At 59.4% G+C, this 18450-nt stretch carries 18 protein-coding genes; 10 read left to right on the top strand and 8 right to left on the bottom strand.

The window, feature by feature from the left end:
• The first annotated feature begins 5 nt into the window (after window positions 1-5).
• The 4 genes from pyrR to Q669_RS03920 all read left to right on the top strand — a co-directional run bounded on the left by pyrR (window position 6) and on the right by Q669_RS03920 (window position 4084).
• Entirely contained in the window at window positions 6-515 is a 510-nt protein-coding gene (pyrR, locus tag Q669_RS03935; RefSeq protein ID WP_011787165.1) for a bifunctional pyr operon transcriptional regulator/uracil phosphoribosyltransferase PyrR, read from the top strand.
• A gap of 27 nt (window positions 516-542) precedes the next feature.
• Window positions 543-1562, top strand: a complete 1020-nt coding sequence (locus Q669_RS03930) for an aspartate carbamoyltransferase catalytic subunit (RefSeq protein WP_022991331.1) — start codon at window positions 543-545, stop codon at window positions 1560-1562.
• Complete coding sequence (locus Q669_RS03925) at window positions 1559-2872, top strand: dihydroorotase (protein WP_022991330.1); 1314 nt, start codon at window positions 1559-1561, stop codon at window positions 2870-2872. Before Q669_RS03930 ends, Q669_RS03925 begins: the two co-directional genes overlap by 4 nt.
• 192 nt (window positions 2873-3064) lie before the next feature.
• Window positions 3065-4084: a putative solute-binding protein gene (locus Q669_RS03920; RefSeq protein WP_022991329.1), complete on the top strand. Its 1020-nt coding sequence runs from the start codon at window positions 3065-3067 to the stop codon at window positions 4082-4084.
• A gap of 39 nt (window positions 4085-4123) precedes the next feature.
• On the opposite strand, the gene Q669_RS03915 is transcribed toward Q669_RS03920, so the two are convergent.
• Window positions 4124-4396, bottom strand: coding sequence for an HU family DNA-binding protein (locus Q669_RS03915; RefSeq protein WP_011787161.1), 273 nt, complete (start codon window positions 4394-4396; stop codon window positions 4124-4126).
• Window positions 4397-4657: 261 nt separating this feature from the next.
• On the opposite strand from Q669_RS03915, the gene Q669_RS03910 reads away from it, so the two are divergent.
• Window positions 4658-5710, top strand: a complete 1053-nt coding sequence (locus Q669_RS03910) for a hypothetical protein (protein WP_011787160.1) — start codon at window positions 4658-4660, stop codon at window positions 5708-5710.
• A 25-nt stretch (window positions 5711-5735) separates the two neighbouring features.
• Entirely contained in the window at window positions 5736-7802 is a 2067-nt protein-coding gene (locus Q669_RS03905) for a TRAP transporter large permease subunit (RefSeq protein ID WP_022991327.1), read from the top strand.
• A gap of 116 nt (window positions 7803-7918) precedes the next feature.
• Here the strand turns inward: Q669_RS03905 and Q669_RS03900 are convergent, their stop codons facing one another.
• From Q669_RS03900 to mutM, 6 genes are all read right to left on the bottom strand, one after another.
• The gene (locus tag Q669_RS03900; RefSeq protein ID WP_022991326.1) at window positions 7919-9454 is read right to left on the bottom strand and encodes a phosphoenolpyruvate carboxykinase; all 1536 of its coding nucleotides are present in this window, start codon (window positions 9452-9454) and stop codon (window positions 7919-7921) included.
• Between the two features lie 174 nt (window positions 9455-9628).
• Entirely contained in the window at window positions 9629-10483 is an 855-nt protein-coding gene (hslO, locus tag Q669_RS03895; protein ID WP_022991325.1) for an Hsp33 family molecular chaperone HslO, read from the bottom strand.
• Between the two features lie 87 nt (window positions 10484-10570).
• Window positions 10571-10978 (bottom strand): ribosome-associated heat shock protein Hsp15, encoded by a 408-nt coding sequence (gene hslR, locus Q669_RS03890; protein WP_011787156.1) that lies wholly within the window; start codon window positions 10976-10978, stop codon window positions 10571-10573.
• A 48-nt stretch (window positions 10979-11026) separates the two neighbouring features.
• Window positions 11027-11716 (bottom strand): GMP/IMP nucleotidase, encoded by a 690-nt coding sequence (gene yrfG, locus Q669_RS03885; protein WP_022991324.1) that lies wholly within the window; start codon window positions 11714-11716, stop codon window positions 11027-11029.
• Between the two features lie 86 nt (window positions 11717-11802).
• Window positions 11803-12135 carry a hypothetical protein gene (locus tag Q669_RS03880; RefSeq protein WP_011787154.1) on the bottom strand — a complete coding sequence of 111 codons (333 nt, stop codon included), beginning with the start codon at window positions 12133-12135 and terminating at the stop codon, window positions 11803-11805.
• A gap of 176 nt (window positions 12136-12311) precedes the next feature.
• Window positions 12312-13124, bottom strand: coding sequence for a bifunctional DNA-formamidopyrimidine glycosylase/DNA-(apurinic or apyrimidinic site) lyase (gene mutM / locus Q669_RS03875; protein WP_022991323.1), 813 nt, complete (start codon window positions 13122-13124; stop codon window positions 12312-12314).
• Between the two features lie 187 nt (window positions 13125-13311).
• Here mutM and Q669_RS03870 point away from each other — a divergent pair, with 187 nt between their 5' ends.
• Window positions 13312-14490 (top strand): acyl-CoA desaturase, encoded by a 1179-nt coding sequence (locus Q669_RS03870; protein ID WP_022991322.1) that lies wholly within the window; start codon window positions 13312-13314, stop codon window positions 14488-14490.
• Window positions 14491-14527: 37 nt separating this feature from the next.
• On the opposite strand, the gene rsmD is transcribed toward Q669_RS03870, so the two are convergent.
• The gene (gene rsmD, locus Q669_RS03865) at window positions 14528-15163 is read right to left on the bottom strand and encodes a 16S rRNA (guanine(966)-N(2))-methyltransferase RsmD (protein WP_022991321.1); all 636 of its coding nucleotides are present in this window, start codon (window positions 15161-15163) and stop codon (window positions 14528-14530) included.
• Between the two features lie 203 nt (window positions 15164-15366).
• Between rsmD and ftsY the strand changes: the two genes are divergently transcribed.
• From ftsY to ftsX, 3 genes are read left to right on the top strand one after another with little or no spacing between them, the layout of a single operon-like run.
• On the top strand, window positions 15367-16584 hold the full coding sequence (gene ftsY / locus Q669_RS03860) for a signal recognition particle-docking protein FtsY (protein WP_022991320.1): 1218 nt from the start codon (window positions 15367-15369) through the stop codon (window positions 16582-16584).
• A gap of 27 nt (window positions 16585-16611) precedes the next feature.
• Window positions 16612-17286, top strand: coding sequence for a cell division ATP-binding protein FtsE (gene ftsE, locus Q669_RS03855; RefSeq protein ID WP_011787149.1), 675 nt, complete (start codon window positions 16612-16614; stop codon window positions 17284-17286).
• Window positions 17276-18280: a permease-like cell division protein FtsX gene (gene ftsX / locus Q669_RS03850; RefSeq protein WP_022991319.1), complete on the top strand. Its 1005-nt coding sequence runs from the start codon at window positions 17276-17278 to the stop codon at window positions 18278-18280. Before ftsE ends, ftsX begins: the two co-directional genes overlap by 11 nt.
• Window positions 18281-18450: the final 170 nt, after the last annotated feature.

Raw genomic sequence — 18450 nt, 5'->3', positions numbered from 1 at the left:
CTGTAATGACCGCATTGCTTGATATAGACCAGCTGCTCGACACTTTGGAATCCGGCCTGCGTCAGATTCTCCAGGCGCGTGGCGTAGATGACCCGGTGCTGATCGGAATCCGGACCGGCGGTGTCTGGCTGGCGGATGTGTTGGGGAAGCGCCTGGGTATTGCCCAGCCTTTCGGCGAGCTGGACATCTCGTTCTACCGGGATGACTTCAGTCGCATTGGTCTGAACCCCCGGGTGATGCCGTCCAGTCTGCCGTTTGATACCGAAGGCCGGGACATCATCCTGATCGACGACGTGATCATGAGTGGCCGGACGATCCGGGCTGCCATGAACGAAATATTCGACTACGGTCGTCCGGCCAGTATCATACTGGCCACGCTGATCGATATGGGCGCCAGGGAACTACCAATCCAGCCGGATGTGGTGGGGCGGGCCCTGACGCTGGAAGCCCATCAACGAGTGAAACTGCGTGGCCCCGAGCCACTGCGCATTGAAGTACAGGAATCCGGGCAGTAAACCTTCCCAACTGATAACAGGCGAGCCATGACCGCGAACGACCCTTCCCCGAACCACTTGCAGCTGACCCGGGATGGTCAGTTGCGGCATTTCCTGACGCTGGATGGCCTGGGCCAGCCACTGCTCACGGATATTCTCGACACCGCCGACTCCTTTATTGAGGTGGGAGAGAGAAGTATCAAGAAAGTGCCCCTTCTCAGAGGCCGCACCGTAGTCAACCTGTTCTTTGAATCCAGTACCCGGACCAGGAGTACTTTCGAACTCGCGGCCAAGCGCCTGTCTGCCGACGTCCTGAACCTGGATATTTCTACCTCAGCTACCTCCAAGGGTGAATCCCTGTCCGATACCCTGCTTAATCTGGAGGCCATGGCTTCGGATATGTTCGTAGTGCGTCATTCCCAGAGCGGCGCGCCGCATTTCATAGCCGAGAGTGTGACCCCGGGCGTTGCCATCATCAATGCCGGTGACGGCCGCCACGCCCATCCCACCCAGGCGATGCTGGACATGCTGACCATCCGTCAGCACAAGGGCCGATTCGAAGGCCTGAAAGTTGCCATTGTCGGGGATGTGCTGCACTCCCGGGTGGCGCGCTCGCAGATTCGTGCTTTGAATGTGCTGGGCGCGGAAGAGGTGCGGGTGATTGCTCCCGGCACGCTGCTGCCCAGAGATGTCGAGGATCTTGGCTGTACCGTGGAATACGATATGGCCCGGGGCATGAAAGACCTGGATGTGGTGATCATGCTGAGGCTTCAGAAGGAGCGCATGGAAGGTGCCCTGCTACCCAGTGAACGTGAGTTTTACCGTCTGTACGGGCTGAATCAGGAAAAGCTGGGGCTGGCAAAGCCCGATTGCATCGTTATGCATCCGGGCCCGATCAACCGCGGGGTCGAGATTGAGTCGGCAGTGGCCGATGGGCCCCAGTCGGTCATTCTTAATCAGGTCACCAACGGTATTGCTATCCGGATGGCGGTGATGTCCATGGCCATGGGCGGTCAGATGGCGGAGCGTCAGCAAAGACAGCAGGAACAGCAGGAGGGCCGGGCATGACAGTGTCAGCGAACTGGAATGAGGGCGGCCTGAAACTGACCGGCGGGCAGTTGTTTGAGCCGGGCAAGGGGTTGATCAGTAACCCGGGCTTGTTGGTGCGCAATGGTCGCATAGAGGCGGTTGGAGAGCTGGCTCAGGCAGCCGAGAGCGCCGCAACACTGGACGCCGCCGGGCAGGTGATCGCGCCCGGTTTTATCGACTTGTGCTGTAATCTCCGGGAGCCGGGCAATGGCCAGAAGGGCAATATTGCCTCGGAAACACGGGCCGCCGCCCATGGCGGTTTCGCCACGGTCTGTGCCTCGCCGGAAACCTCGCCGGTCAATGATTCCGGTGCCGTAACCAATCTGATTCTCGACAGCGTGGCCTCCCGAGGTGTGGTTCGGGTGCTGCCGATCGGTGCCATCACCCGTGGCCTTGATGGCGATATGCTCAGTGATATGGCAGGCCTGAAAGCAGCCGGTTGCGTGGCGGTCGGCAATGGTTCCCGGGGCGTGCGCAATGCCCGCATTCTGCGCCGGTGTATGGCCTATGCCCAGACCTTCGGACTGACCGTGATGTTCAGTCCGGAAAATACGGCACTGGCGGCCGATGGCTACGCCCATGATGGCCAGGTCACCACGCGTCTGGGGCTGCTGGGTATCCCCGAGGTGGCCGAAACGGCCGCGGTTATGGAAATGCTACTGCTGGCGGAAGAGACCGGGGTGCGCCTGCACCTGAGCCAGCTGTCCTGCGCCCGCAGCGTCGAGATGCTGGCCCAGGCCCGGGATCGCGGCGTGAAGGTTACCGCCGATGTTGCCATGCACCAGTTGGTCTTCACCGAGTCGGCCCTGGCCGGCTTCGACAGTCGTTTTCATGTCCGGCCTCCCCTGCGCGGAGAAGCCGACCGTCAGGCGCTGGTGGCCGGTGTGCGGGACGGCGTTATCGATGCAATTGTGAGTCAGCATCAGCCCCATGATTCCGCGGCCAAGCAGGCCCCGCTGCCCGCGACCGAGCCCGGGCTGTCGAGCATCGAAAGCGTGCTGTCCCTGGGTCTGGAGCTGGTACAGAATCATGAGTTGGAATTGCCGGATTTGCTGCGGGCACTGACCGCTGGCCCGGCGGCTGTCCTGGGCCGGGAAGTGGCTCTGACGGCCGGGGCTGCTGCTGATCTTTGTCTGTTTGACCCGGATGGCCACTGGCAGCCTTCCGCAGCAACGCTGCTGTCGGCTGGGCGGCACGCTCCGGTTCTGGAACGAGCCCTGCCAGGGGAGGTGAAACTCACCCTGGTGGCAGGTCGCACCGCCTGGCAGGCTCCCGGAACACCACTTTGAAAAATGAGGCAGAGGTGGCTCCGCCTCTGTCGACATCATCACAGAACTCGCCGGTTTTGCTGAAAAACCCTTGATGGCAGGCACCTGAGCCAACGTATTCTATGACCTGACCCTCTACGGTCAGGTCATAGAATACGAGAGCCAGTCACCCGGATGTGACCGGCCCGACAATAAAAACTCAGGAGTCATCCCGTGAAATCAATCCGCTTTTCCCGCCGGCTCGCCATGGCGGCCGCCCTGTGTGCCAGCGTGGTGGCACCCTCCCTGGTTCAGGCCCAGGATGAAATCCTTGAGCGCAGTTTCTGTGTGTTTGACCCGGTTGGTGCCAATGGCCCGCTGTTTGCCATTACCAAGGAGTTCCAGCCGGTGGCCCTCAAGCGAGGCATCAAGCTGGAACTGCGTGCCTACACCGATGAAAAAGTAGCGGCCGAAGACTTCAAGGCCGGTCAGTGCGATGCCGTGTTGCTGACCGGCACCCGTGCCCGGGAATTCAACAAGTTTACCGGTAGCCTCGAAGCCATGGGGGCAGTGCCGGGTGAAGAAGAAATGCGCCTGTTGTACAACACCCTGAGCCAGCCCAAGGCCCGGCCGTTCCTGGTTGACGGGCCTTATGAGGTAGCCGGTGTCTTTCCTGCCGGGGCCATTTACCTGTATACCCGCGACCGGGCCATTGATTCGGTCGAGAAACTCCAGGGCAAACGCATCGCAACGCTGGATTACGACTCGGCCTCGGTGCGCATGGTCCGTCATGTCGGCGCATCGGTGGTTGGCTCCAACTCCGCCAACTTTGCCGGCAAGTTCAATAATGGCAGTGTCGACCTGGCCTATGCACCAGCCGTGGCCTATCAGCCTCTGGAACTCTATAAGGGTGTTAATTCCAAGGGTGGGGTGTTCAAGTATGCCCTGGCGTACATGAACTTCCAGGTCATTATTCATCGCGACCGTTTCCCGGAAGACGCCGGCCAGATGGTTCGGGATGAGTCCATCAAGCGGATTGATCAGGCCTACGAGATCATTGCGGAAGCGGAGTCCGGGATTCCTGCCGAGGTTTGGATGCACCCGCCCCGGGAAGATGTGGCCGAGTACGACAAGATGCTGCGCCAGGTTCGTCTTTCACTGTTGGAGGACGGGGTCTATGACGAGCGCGCCATCAAGTTGATGAAGGCGATTCGCTGTCGGGTGGATGGCTCCCGTTCGGAGTGCGCCTCCTGAGGCACTGAGCGGCCCGCATACAGAGCGGGCCGCAGGTGATCAGCGGATGGCGTCTTTCAGGGCCTTGCCGGCCTTGAAACCCACGGTCTTGCTGGCAGGGATCTGGATGCTTGCGCCGGTTTGCGGGTTGCGTCCGTTGCGGGCTTCCCGGCTGCGGATATTGAAGGTGCCGAAACCGATCAGTGTCACGTCCTCTCCCCGCGCGGCAGCCGCCGATACCTGGTCGGTAAACGCGTTGATTACCTCTCCGGCCTTTTCCCGGGTAAGCCCGGTTTTGTCGGCAATGGCAGCAGCAAGTTCAGGTTTGCGCATCGGATACTCCTGATTATTCGTTCTGATTGTTGTTGGTTATTGCCCCGGCCAGGCCGGAGGCTGAAGCAATCTATAGTGGCTTTGGGCTGAATCTGCAAACCTTCTTCGGTAACGATATGTTCCCGGAGGCGTCATTTGCGGGATCGGTCTCATAAACCCGGGGCGGAGTTCGTCATAATGAGCGTCGGTTACAGACTGTAACAAATGGTGCAGTCCGCCCCCATCTTCTGGACAAAACACAAGAACAAAAGGTTGAAAGGTATGAAGGGTTTCCGGAGATCCCCGACAACATCATCTGGGCTTCGCGGCATGGTGGCGGCATTGACTGCCGGTCTCCTGCTGAGCGGCTGCGGGGCGGTCAATAACATGATCTACAAGACCACGGGGGATGTCATGAAGGGCTTCTCCCGCAACCATACCGTCCCCTACCTCATGGAGTCGGACGATCTGGCCATGGGCTGTTCCATGAGCGAGGCTACCGCGCCGCTGTTGATGTCGTTTGGTCGGGTAACCAGCGAGCCGGATCAACTGGCTGTGATGCTCTACCTGTCTTCGGGCAGTTGTGCGGAAGAGCAGGCCAGGGAGCATGAGCTGGCAGGGTTGGCCGCCATGTACGCCATGGACGCGACCGCGGCGGAAGACGCCTTTATTCGCCAGAAGCGTGCCCATACCCTGGCCGCTCGCCGCTATCTGAAAAGCTGGCAGCATCACAATAGCCACTATGGCAACCCGGATGAAACCGAGTGCCCGGATTTCGACGATGACATGGACGAGTTCATGTACATGGCCGGTTTGCTGTCCGGGCTGCAGGCGCTTAACGCCCAGATCCAGGCCACTTCCTCGGTGGGCGTTCCGTTCAATACCGGCTCCGTGGTGGGCCGTGCTACCCAATGTCTGGATAACAAGAAATGGTGGGGCGCCCCCATGGGCCTGCGTGCCACGGTCTGGGCCATGATCCCGGGAACCCAGCCCCAGGGTGAAGATGCCTTCGAGCGCCTGGCCATTGCCGCGGAGCAGGGTGAGGAAGCTGGCGTCCGACTGGGCCATGTGTTCCAGGCCATTGCGGCCATGAACAAGAATGATGAAGCCCTGGTGAAGTCGGTTATCCGGGACCATGCTGAATCCCTTGAGGCCAATCCCGCCAACGAGGAATGGCGGTTTGTGGATGCCATGGCGACCAATATGCTGGTGGCGATTTCGGATCGGTTGTGGGTGGAAAACACCGGCCACCGCACTCCCATCGGGCAGTTCGGTGCCTTCTGGGATGACCAGCGTGAACCGGTCGAGACCATGGATCTGGACGACCTGTTGTAACCATCATCAAGCCGAGTAAGCCGTTATGCCCCAGGGTGGTTTTCGTCGTAGTGGTCTGGAGTGGTTTTCATCGCTGCCGGCCTGTCTGTTGTTGCTGGCTGTGGTTCTGTTCTCCACCAGCAGTGATATTCATAATCAGATGTTGCGCGCTGGTGAGCAGCTCTGGAGCGGTTATTACAAGCTGCGCATGGACCCGGTACAACCGGAGTGCGACCTCGACCGGGATATTGAGGCAGAGGTCGCCCGGGAGCTGGCTGAGCAAGCGCCGGCAGACGACCCGATGGCAGCACTGCTTGGCGCCCATGAAAAAGACCCCCGGGAAGTCCGTCTTGCCATAGAGCGCTCGGTGGCGGATTGCCGGGCCGCTCACGCCAGTTACGAAGACCTGCAGGACAAACTGACTCCCGGTGTGAAAGCCTATCGGGCGGTAGAGCTTTTTGTAGCCGACCTGATCGCGTTCGGGCTCACAGCCCAACGCTATGTTCTGGTGATTCTGGTAATGCTGTGTGCGGTGACCGCCACACTCACCCGCCATCACATTGCCATGCGAGCCATGGAGACCCGGTTGGACTACACCGTCTCCTATACCCTGCAAACCATTGCCAACGCCATGTTGCTGGGCTCGTCGGTGATCTTCCGGCAATCCAGCCTGGCCAGCAGCACCACAGTATCTGGTGAGGAGCTGCTCCTGCACAATTTCTGGATTGTCGGCTTTGCCTGCCTGACACTGGCGAGCCTCTATCGCCTGTTCCGCGTGTCCGACAATCTGGCGCCGGGGGGCAATCTGAACCAGGCGTTTCTGTCGGTTCCGCTCTATACCGTGATGTGTCTGATTTCAGGTACTTACTTCGCGCTGATCGGTCATTCCTCCGGTATCGGGATCTATCTGGGCAAGATGATGGAGCTGGCCGACATGTTCCTGAATGTCGGGCTGTACGTGTGGGTGGGCATGATGCTGAAGCAGACGCGCCTGGCGACACTGGTTTTCAATATTTTCCGGCCCTGGCGTATGCCGCCGGAGATGCTGGCGGTGGTGGCTGTTCTGGTGGCGGCGGTGCCTACCGCCTATACCGGTGCTTCCGGTATTTTTGTGATTGCTGCCGGTGCTGTTATCTACAGTGAGCTCCGAGCGGCGGGCGCGCGCAGACATCTGGCCCTGGCGGCCACGGCCATGTCGGGCTCCCTGGGTGTGGTATTGCGGCCGTGTCTGCTGGTGGTGGTGATTGCCTACCTGAACCGAGAGGTGACGACCGATGAGTTGTTTGGCTGGGGCATCTGGGTATTCGTACTGACCGCCACCATGTTTGCGATGGTGGCTCTCACGGTGAACCGGCAGAGCCAGTTTGACCTTGCCCCGGCGGCCGATGCCTTTCCGGCGTCCATTCAGGCTTTGCGGCCATTGATTCCCTATGTGATCGTGATCGCTGCCGTAGTGCTGTTCTACCGGCTTGCCCTGGATGTGAAGATGGACGAATTTTCGGCACCCCGGTTGCTGCCGGTGATCATGCTGGCCATTCTGGTATATGAGCATATCAGCCTGAAAAATGGCCGGGGCCGGGCGTCCGGTGAGATCAATCACCAGGGGCTGGAGCGCAGCGTTCGTGGGGCCACCAACGATACCACCGCTGAGATTGGCGCCCTTTTGTTGCTGCTGGGGCTGTCGGTGAGCATTGGTGGTGTGATCGAGCGCTCCCACATCATGGAAACTTTCCCTCAGGCGTTCGACAGTCCCTGGTCTGCCATGCTGCTGATGGTAGTGATCCTGGTGATTCTGGGGATGATCATGGACGCCTTCGGGGCGGTGATTCTGGTAACCGCAACGGTGGCGACCATAGCCTACTCCAGCGGTATTCACCCGGTGCATTTCTGGATGGTAACGCTGGTGGCCTTCGAGCTCGGCTACCTGAGCCCGCCTGTGGCCCTGAACCATCTGCTCACCCGCCAGGTGGTGGGCGAGGCTGAGGTGCTGGCGGCCCAGCAGGAAGGTGGAACCTTCTACCAGCGCCATGAACGCATCATCATGCCACTGATTGCCATGGGTATTTCCCTGGTACTGGTGGCCTTTGTGCCGTTGCTGTTCTACGCCAACTGATCTCTCTGCCCGAGGCCGCCCCGGCGGCCTGTCTGGTCTGTGTTCTCAAACCAAAGGCACAAAAAAAGCGCCGAGCTTTCGCAAGGCGCTTTTTTTATGGCAGTGAGAAAGCGGCTTTAGCCGGCTTTCGGGCCCGCCTCAACAATGGCGTCGGCCACGTCGAACTTCTTGAAGTTCTCCACGAACTGGGCAATCAGCTCCTGGGCCTTGCCATCGTAGTAGTCCGGGCTGACCCAGGTGGTGCGCGGGTTCAGCAGCTCGGTGTCTACGCCCGGAACATGCTTGGGCACGTCCAGGTTCAGGGCATCCAGGTGCTCAGTTTCGACGTCGTCCAGATCACCGTTCTGGATGGCGGCAATGATGGCGCGGGTGGTCGGAATGCTGAAGCGCTTGCCTTCACCGTAGGGGCCGCCGGTCCAGCCGGTGTTGACCAGAAATACCTTGCTGCCGAATTCGTCGATACGCTTCATCAGCAGCTCGGCATAGACGCCGGCCGGGCGCGGGAAGAACGGCGCACCAAAGCAGGTGGAGAAAGTGGACTTCAGCTTGGAGGATGAGCCCATTTCGGTGGAGCCCACCAGCGCAGTGTAGCCACTCAGGAAGTGGTAGGCTGCAGCTTCACGGCTCAGGATGGATACCGGAGGCAGAACGCCGGTCATGTCGCAGGTCAGGAAGATGATGTGCGAGGGCTCACCGGCACGGTTCTCGATCACGCGCTTTTCGACGTGCTCGAGCGGATAGGCGCAGCGGGAGTTTTCGGTCAGGGAAACGTCGTTGTAATCCGGCTCGCGGGTCTCCGGATCAATCATCACGTTCTCAACGATGGCGCCGAAACGGATGGCGTCCCAGATGATCGGTTCGTTCTTCTGGCTCAGGTCGATGCACTTGGCGTAGCAACCGCCTTCAATATTGAATACGGTGCCCGGGCCCCAGCCGTGCTCATCGTCACCGATCAGGAACCGGTGCGGGTCTGCAGACAGGGTGGTTTTGCCGGTGCCGGACAGGCCGAAGAACAGGCAGGTCTCGCCGGTTTCACTGACGTTGGCTGAGCAGTGCATGGGCAGAACGTCTTTCTCGGGCAGAAGGAAGTTCTGAACCGAGAACATGGCTTTTTTCATCTCGCCGGCGTAGTGCATGCCGGCCAGCAACACCTTGCGCTTGGCGAAGTTGATGATGACGCAGCCGTCGGAGTTGGTGCCATCACGCTCCGGTACACACTCGAAATTAGCGGCGTTGAGAATCTGCCATTCCTGCTTGTCGGCCGGGTTGAAGCTATCCGGGCGAATGAACAGGTTGCGGCCGAACAGGTTCTGCCACGCGGTTTCCGTGGTCATTTTTACCGGCAGGTAGTGTTCCGGGTCGGAACCAACGTGAACGTGAGAGACGAAGCGGTCTTTTTCAGCGATGTAGGCTTCAACGCGATCCCACAGGGCATCGAACTTTTCAGCATCGAACGGGCGGTTGATCGGACCCCAGTGAATGTCGTCGGCGGTGCTGGGCTCCTCGACGATAAAGCGGTCCATAGGAGACCGGCCGGTACGCTCACCGGTGGTGACCACCAGAGAACCGTTGGATGCCAGCTGGCCTTCGTTCCTTGCTAATGCCAGCTCGACCAGTCGTGCTGTACTCAGATCATTATAAGTGTTGCTCACTTCGACCTCGCCCTCGGGATGTCTTCGTGATTGCCCAGGCCGTCCCCCCGAAAATTGACGGAAAACTGAACAATCGGGTCAATTCAGGCGCGCTATTATGCCAGAGACGCCCACAAAAAACGACTGCCCTGAAAGCCGCGCCAGAGGCGGCTTCCGGGCAAGTTCAGTGACGGCTTAGTGTAACGTATGGCCGGTGAAAAGGTGATCAATATCATTTCTATTGAAGCGATAGTTTGCGTGACAGAACTGGCAGTCCATGTTGATGCTGCCCTGTTCGTCGAGGATGCTGTAGCACTCGTCCTTGCCGATGGCTTCCAGCGCGGCCAGGGTGCGTTCGTGGGAACAGCTGCAGCGGAAGGCAACCGGATCCGGCTCGAACAGGCGCACCGTTTCCTCGTGGAACAGCCGGTGCAGCAGGGTTTCACTGTCCAGGCTCAGCAGTTCCTCCGCTTCCACTGTGCGGGCCAGGTGGTTCACCCGGTTCCACAGGTCATCGTCGTCATCGGTATGGCCGGGAAGGCGCTGGAGTAACAGGCCGGCAGCGGTATCCTCGTTGGCAAACAGGAACAGGCTGGTGGCGATCTGCTCGGAGCGCTCGAAGTACTCTTCCAGGCAGCCGGCCAGGGTTTCTGATTCCCTTGGTACCACGCCCTGATAGCGCTGGCCCTGTTCCGGGGTAATGGTGATGGCCATACGGCTTTTTCCGAGCAGCTCGTGCAGGGTTTCGCCGCTGACCGCATCGGCATCAAAGCGGGCCAGGCCACGGATATGGCGGTCATGGCTGCATTCGGCCATGAGTGTGCTGAGGGCACCTTCACCCGCTGCCTGCAGCGAGAGAGTGCCTTTGAATTTCAGGGTGCTGCTCATCAGTACGCTGGCTACCAGGGATTCTCCCAGCAGCTCGCGGACTGAATCCGGGTAGGGGGCCTGGCCGGTGATTTCCTTGAAACTCTCGCCCAGCTGTACCCAGGCACCCCGCACCTGGCTGTGTTCAAAGAGAAAACGTTGGAACTGGTCGCGGGATGCCATGGTGTCTCCTGGAGCTGATGTATCGATTTACTGGGAGTTACTGAAACGGGGTTGTATACGGGTTGTCAGATATGTGGGATTCAATGGTTACAGACCATTCTGTTCCCGGAAGCGCTGGATATCCCGGCGATCTTTCTTGCTCGGCCTTCGAGCCGGGGGCAGCTGTGCAGCCTGCATGGTCTTGCGTTGCCAGGCCAGGTCTTCCCGCCGTTTCACGCTGTCGTCGGTTTCGTGATAGAGCTTCTGGGCTTCCGGGGCGCCCCGGCGTCGGTCGCTGATGTCGTCGACGATCACGATCTTTTCCTGCCAGCCCAGGCGCAGGGTCACTTTGGCGCCGGTCTCAACGATCTTGCCGGGCTTGGTGCGCTGGCTGTTGTAGTGCACCTTACCGCCTTCAATGGCCTCTTTGGCGAGCGAGCGGGTTTTATAGAATCGCGCTGCCCACAGCCATTTATCGAGCCGGACTTTCTGATCGTCTGCGTTCGCCGCCGTCATATCTCCTCACCTGTCGGGCACATGCCGCAATAACCCATTATAACCCCCTCATGGGGTGGATGGCACTGCTGTATGTGAGCGCAAGGCAGGCAGGACTTCATCGAAGTGATGAATGCCGGGAATGTCCGGGTGGTGGTCTTTGGATGGCTGCTGGCTGTCGGGCGCCAGAATCGCCAGGCACTGGCCAATACCGGCGGCCCGGGCACTCTCAAGCACCGGGAAACTGTCGTCGACCATCAGGGTAGATTGGTGGCGATAGGGGGAGCGGCTGGCAAGGTCCTGCCAGAATACCGGGTTCTCTTTGGGCTTGCCCAGTTCGTGGCTGGAGACGATGCCGTCAACATGCTGATCCAGTCTGGTCCGTTGAAGTTTCAGGGCCAGAGGATCCGGATGGCAGTTGGTGACGATGACCGAGCGCAGTCCGGCCTGGCGGAGTGCGGCCAGAAAGTCGGTTACATGGGGGCGGTAGCCAATGCGGTCGCCAACTTCCGCCTTAAGGCCGGTGATGTCCAGGGCAAGGCGTTCGCTCCAGTAATCGGTGCAGTACCAGTTCAGTGAGCCCCGCTCGGCCATAATCATCGGAATCAGGTAGTCCCGGGCCTCGGTTGGGTGCAGGTCAAAGTGTTCGGCATAGCGCCTGGGCAGGTGCTCCAGCCAGAAGTGGTTGTCGAAATGCAGATCCAGCAGTGTCCCGTCCATATCGAGGAACACCGTATCGAGGGTTGACCAGTCCACCATAAACAAAACAGCCTGAAGAATTTTCTTCAGGCTGCCTCAGATCCCGGCCAGTGGCAAGCCGGGATTTTACGGATCGGTGCGCCAAATCAGTTGTCGGACTGCTCCACCGTTTCTGACTTGCGACCGGTGCGGGTGCAGCCCAGGCAGCGCACGAAGGTGGCCTTGGCCGGGCCAACCACCAGTACTTCACCGGCTTCACCGGCATTGCCGCCAAGCGCCGAGAATGGCAGGGATACCAGGTACACAGCACTACCGATAATGGTTGTGGCCAGCAGGGCAGGGCGCAGCAACACCGCATCGGCGGTCATGGCCAGCGCAGACGGGCTTTCATCCACGGCACGGGCATGGCCGAGCGATGAGAATGCCAGCAGGCAGGCTGCGACGGTGGCTACCAGGGTGCGGGAAATCTTGCGGGTCATGTCATTCTCTCCTGAACGTATCAGCCCGGTTGGTCAGGGCTCGCCTGTCTCTGTATTGCGAGCCAGCATGTTCGCGCTGCGTGCGGCGACCGGGTACTAGCACTCCATTAACTATGAATCATATTGCCTCAATTTCAAACGGTTTTTCGTTGAAAAGTGTGAGCCGTTGCGGAATCTCAGCGCTGGCACCGGGGACAGTAAACCGTCGATCGGTTGTTCATGCGGATCTCTTTCAGCGGGGTGTTGCATTCGGTGCAGGGCGCTCCCGCCTTGCCATAAACCAGTAGCGACTGGGCGAAATACCCCGGTTTGCCGTCGCTGTTGACGAAGTCCCGCAGAGTGGTGCCGCCCATCAGTATGGCGGCGCTGAGGGTTTCCCGGATGGCCTCGGCCAGCTTGTGATAGCGGTCCAGGCTGATGCGGCCGGCTTTCCGTTTCGGGTGGATGCCGGCCTTGAACAGGGCTTCGTTGGCGTAGATATTGCCCACGCCCACCACCACATGATTGTCCATAATGAAGGATTTGACCGGCGTCTGTTTCTGCCGGGACAGGCGAAAAAGCCAGACGCCGTTGAAACCTTCGGATAAGGGTTCCGGCCCGAGCGCGCTGATCAGCGGATGCCGGTTCCAGTCGGTAGTCCAGAGCCAACAGCCGAAGCGTCGCGGGTCATTGAAGCGCAGGCGGCGATGATTGCCGAGGACAAGCTCGACGTGATCGTGAGTCATGGCGGGGCTGTCGTCGGTGATCACTCTGAGACTGCCCGACATGCCCAGATGGACAATCACCGAACCTGTCTCCAGGTGCAGGAACAGGTATTTCGCCCGGCGCTCCACGGTACGGATGGTTTTGCCCTCCAGGTGCTCGGCCAGATCCGCCGGCACCGGCCAGCGCAGGCTGGGATTGCGGACAATTACCCGCTGGATGGTCTGGCCTTCGCAGTGAGGCGCAATGCCCTGACGGGTGGTTTCAACTTCAGGTAATTCCGGCACAGAGCCTCCACCAACAGACAGATTTTGAGACGAAACAGTGTAATCGGTAACAAAAAAGCCGCCAAACCTGGTTGTCCAGGCTTACATCTGTACGCTAGAGTGGGCCTAACGATCACCCCCTTCGAGTGCCAGCGACATCCCTCAGCAGTATCGCCTTTCGAAGTTAATCGAGTTTCGAGGATTATCTATGTGGTTTAACGGTCTTCTGGACCTTTCTGTGTGGCAGCTGATCGCGGTCACTCTGGTGATGACACACATCACCATCGTCAGCGTTACCCTTTATCTGCATCGTCATTCGGCCCATAACGCGCTGGATCTGCATCCCGTCCTCAAGCACTTTTTCCGCTTCTGGCTCTGGCTGACCACGGCCCAGAACACCAAAGAGTGGACGGCCATCCACCGTAAACACCATGCCAAGTGCGAAACCGAGGAAGATCCTCACAGCCCGGTGGTGCTGGGTATTCGCAAGGTGCTGTTTGAGGGTGCCGAGTTATACGCAGCTTCTGCCACCCCTGAAACCCTTGAACGCTATGGCCAGCGCACGCCGGAAGACTGGCTCGAGCGTAACCTCTACAGCCGGTACAAGACCCTGGGTATTGCCTTGATGGCAGCGATCAACCTGGCGCTGTTCGGGGTGCACGGCATCTGGATCTGGGCGGTCCAGATGATGTGGATTCCGGTCTGGGCCGCCGGCGTGGTCAATGGCATCGGCCATTACCTGGGTTATCGGAATTTCGAATGCGCTGATAATGCCCGCAACATCTCGCCGCTGGGTATCCTGATTGGTGGTGAGGAGCTGCACAACAATCACCACACCTATCCGAATTCGGCCAAGCTGTCTCGTCGCTGGTACGAAGTGGACATCGGTTGGGGTTACATTCGTCTGTTCCAGCTGTTTGGTCTGGCGACGCCGAAAGGCTATCGGCCTATTGCCCATTATGTTCCCGGCAAGCAGGCGGTGGACGTGGAAACCGTTCAGGCCATCGCCAATAACCGCTTTGTGATCATGCGCCAGTATCGCAAGCGAGTAATGGAGCCGGTGCTGCGACAGCAGAAAGCGTTGATGGACGACGAAATTCGTCCCCGTTATCGCAAACTCAAGCAATTGCTGTCTCGCGAAATCAGCCTGATCAAGCCTCGGGAAAAAGAGCATCTCGACACGGTGCTGGAGCGCAACGAGGTGCTCAGGCTGATTTACGAGAAGAGTCATGAGCTGCAGGCGCTCTGGCGCCAGCGTGGGCTCAAGCCCCAGGATAAGCTGCAGGCACTGATGGAGTGGTGCCGCGACGCCGAAGCCAGCGGTGTTCGTTACCTGGAAGAGTTTGCCGCCCACCTGCGGGCGTATTCCTTGCGCCCCGCCAGTTGAGTTTCGCCTGCCTGTAGGACATCGCCGGAAGCCTCTGTTATTGGGCTTCCGGTTCTTCTCTCTGTTCAACCCGGAAAAGACAGTAGCTGACCTGGCCTGCTGATTTCTGTCGGTGCAGGTGCCAGCTGGCCGGTACCGCCGGCAAGGCTCTTTCACTCTCGTGTTCGACATAGATCCAGCCACCCGGCTTCACCCATTGCTGGGTGTCCAGCAGCGGTATCAACCGTTCAAGCCAGCCTTGCCGGAATGGCGGGTCCATAAACACGATGTCGTAGCCCCGGCCGTCACCCTTTGCCAGAAACTGTTCCACATCCTGGCAGGCGACATCCCCTTTGTTGGTTCCCAGCAGCCGGAGGTTGTCCCGGAGCGCTTTGGCCAGGGCGGGGGTGTGGTCCACCAGCGTTGCCTGCGCTGCTCCACGGGACAGTGCTTCCAGTCCCAGAGCCCCGGAACCGGCGAACAGATCCAGGCACCGGCTGCCTGCCAGGTGGAAGTTCAGCCAGTTGAACAGGGTTTCCCGGGTGCGGGCCGGGCTGGGCCGCACGCCGCCGGCGTCCGGAAAGCGCAGTTTCCGGCTGCGCCAGTCGCCGCCAATGATTCTCAGTTCGCCGGTTCCGGAGCCTTTGACTGGTGAGACGACGGGTTTTTTGCGGGCTGGGGGACGTCGTGCCATAGGGGCGAGGCTCCGGGGAAATCATGGATGGCTGATGTTTGCGGCTATGGTACCGGAATCCACGAGACCGGTTAATCCTGCCCCATCACTTGTGCCGGCCAGTCTGTTAGAATGCTCCACTTATTTTGGCGAGCTGAGGTTCTTGTGTCCTCTTCGCGAACCTGCGGCCTGTGCCCGCCCTTTTTCAGACAGATGGATAGATTATGACGGCAGAGTGGATTTCAGTCGGCCTGTTGGCCCTTCTTGTTCTGTTTTTTGTGCTGGATATCGCCGGCAATCGCAAGCGTGCGCCCTGGCCCAAGCCGGTACCTCAGCGTAAGCGGGAGGTGGCCAGGGGGCCGGCTCCTGTGCCAGCGGAACCGGAGGCCGAAACTGAAGTGCCGCCTGAACCCGCGGTAGAAGCCGCTGAGCCGGAAGCGGCTCAACCGGCTGTTGAGCCGGCTCCCGCGCCGGAACCCGTTCCGGCGGCGGAGCCTGAGGTTGAGCGCGAACCGGAAACCCGAGTCAGTGTCTTCGAACGCATCAAGCAGGGTCTGGGGAAAACCCGGGCCAGCCTGACCGGTGGTCTGGCCGACCTGTTCTCGGTGGGCAAGAAGATTGACGAAGATCTGCTGGAAGAAATCGAAACCACGTTGCTGATGGCCGATGTGGGTGTGACCGCCACCTCTGAGATCATCGACGCCCTGACCGAGAAACTCGAACGCAATCAGCTGAAAGATGGCGAAGCCCTGCGCAAGGCGCTACGGGATGAGTTGCATGGCCTTCTCAAGGAGGTGGCCCGGCCGCTGGAGATCGATGCTGGTAAACAGCCATACGTTATCCTGATGGTTGGCGTGAACGGTGTCGGCAAAACCACTACCATCGGCAAGCTCACCAAGAAATTCCAGAGCGAGGGTAAGTCGGTCATGCTGGCCGCTGGTGACACCTTCCGGGCGGCGGCGGTTGAGCAATTGCAGGTCTGGGGCGAGCGCAACAACGTTCCGGTGGTGGCCCAGCATACCGGCGCAGACAGTGCATCGGTAATTTTCGACGCCATCCAGTCTGCTCAATCCCGGGGTGTGGATGTGGTGATTGCAGACACCGCCGGTCGCCTGCAGAACAAGGACAACCTGATGAACGAGTTGTCCAAGGTCGTTCGGGTGATGAAGAAGCTGGATGAATCTGCGCCTCATGAGGTGATGTTGGTGCTGGATGCCGGTACCGGTCAGAATGCCCTGAGCCAGGCCCAGGTATTCCAGCAGGCAGTAGGTGTCTCCGGCATTACGCTCACGAAACTGGACGGCACGGCCAAAGGCGGTATTGTGTTTGCGATCGCCCGTCAGCTGCAGTTGCCAATCCGCTATATCGGGGTGGGAGAACAGGCCGAAGACCTGCGCAGCTTCGATGCCGAAACTTTTGTGGATGCGTTGTTCGAAGACTGACGCCGTAAATACGGAGTAGCTGCCCCGATGATCGAGTTCCGCCAGGTAACCAAACGCTACGACAGTGATCACATCGCACTCAGGGCTGTGAACTTTCACCTGGATCGTGGTGAGCTGGCGTTTCTGACCGGTCATTCCGGCGCGGGCAAGAGTACCCTTCTGAAACTGATCATGGTGATGGAGCGCCCGACAGCGGGTGAGGTGATCGTGGGCGGCCAGAAACTGAATAGCCTGCCCCGCCGCCAGATTCCTTACATCCGGCGTCATATCGGTGTGGTGTTCCAGAATCACCAGCTGTTGTTCGACCGCACGGTGTTCGACAACGTGGCCATGCCATTGGAGGTGATGGGGGCCTCGCCGGAAGATACCGGCCGGCGCGTGCGGGCGGCACTGGACAAGGTTGGTTTGCTGAAAAAGGAAAAGATGAACCCCATGCAGTTGTCCGGGGGTGAGCAGCAGCGGGTCGGTATTGCCCGTGCGGTGGTAAACAAACCACCCGTACTGCTGGCGGATGAGCCGACCGGTAACCTGGATCCCGAATTGTCTGCAGACATCATGCGATTGTTTACCCAGTTCAGTCAGGTTGGGGTAACGGTACTTGTGGCAACCCACGATATTGCTCTGATTAATGAAATGAATCGACGTACGCTGACTCTGAATCAGGGCCAGCTGGTTGCTGGCGGAGGTGTGAGTGGCCACTGACTCTCGCCAGAAGCCGGATAATCGCCGGGGAGCTGACCGTTCGCGATCACTGTTGAGTGATCAGGCCCGGAGTTATCTGGGCCACCACCGGAAAGTAGCCCGGGATTCTATCCAGAGAATGTGGAAAACCCCGGTAGCCAGCGCCATGACCTGGACAGTGATGGGGGTAGCTCTGGCCTTGCCGGTTGCCCTGCTGTTGCTGTTGACCAGCCTGCAGGGTGTGAGTGCAGGCTGGGAGAGTACGGCCCGGATTACCGCCTATCTGGCGATGGATCTGCCGGCGGAGGAAGCCCGGGGTATGGCCGCGGACATTGAAAGCGATGGGCGAGTGGTATCGGTTCAGCTGGTCGAGCGTGACCAGGCCCTGGCCGACTTTCGAGCCAGTTCCGGGCTGGACGAGGCGCTGGATTTTCTGGAAGAGAATCCTTTGCCGCACACGCTGCTGATTACACCCGAAGACAGCGCTCGCTCGGCAGAGGGTGTTCAGGCACTGGTGACGTTTGTCGAGAATATGAACGGTATCGATCAGGTCCAGGTCGACCTGGGCTGGCTGCAACGCCTGAACGCAATGACCGACATCCTTGCCCGCGCCGTCTGGGCGCTGGCTTTGTTGTTGGGGGCTGCGGTTATCCTGGTGATTGGTAACACGGTGCGTCTGGCCATCGAGAACCGGCGGGATGAAATTCTCGTGGCGAAACTGGTGGGCGGAACCGATGCTTTCGTTCGTCGCCCGTTTCTTTACACCGGCGCCTGGTTCGGGCTCGGGGGTGGCCTGGTGGCGTGGTTACTGATTCAGGTGTCGCTCTGGTGGTTAAGCGGCCCGATCGAGCGTCTTGCCGGGCTGTATCGCAGTGAGTTTACCTTGCAGGGACCGGGGTTCGATGGCGCGCTGGCATTGATAATCGTAGCGATGCTGTTAGGCTGGCTGGGCGCCTGGGTTGCGGTGAGGCGTCATCTGGATGACATAGAGCCGGGCGATATTGCTGGAGGCTGATCCGGATCGCGGGAAAACCGTATTGAAAAAAGAGCCTTTTCTGACGTAGTTTGGTTTATAGAGAAGCAAAGGCGATCTTTCCAGATGTATGATTTTTAACGTTTTACTGGGGAGTTCGGGAACTAATTGAGTTCTTGGCGGTCTCATATTGAGTTGCTATATTTAAAGGC

The organism is Marinobacter sp. C1S70 (genome assembly GCF_000475355.1).
Lineage (GTDB): Bacteria > Pseudomonadota > Gammaproteobacteria > Pseudomonadales > Oleiphilaceae > Marinobacter > Marinobacter nauticus.
The sequence above is the reverse complement of the archived record's forward strand: the minus strand, read 5'-3'. Positions and strand labels throughout refer to the sequence as shown.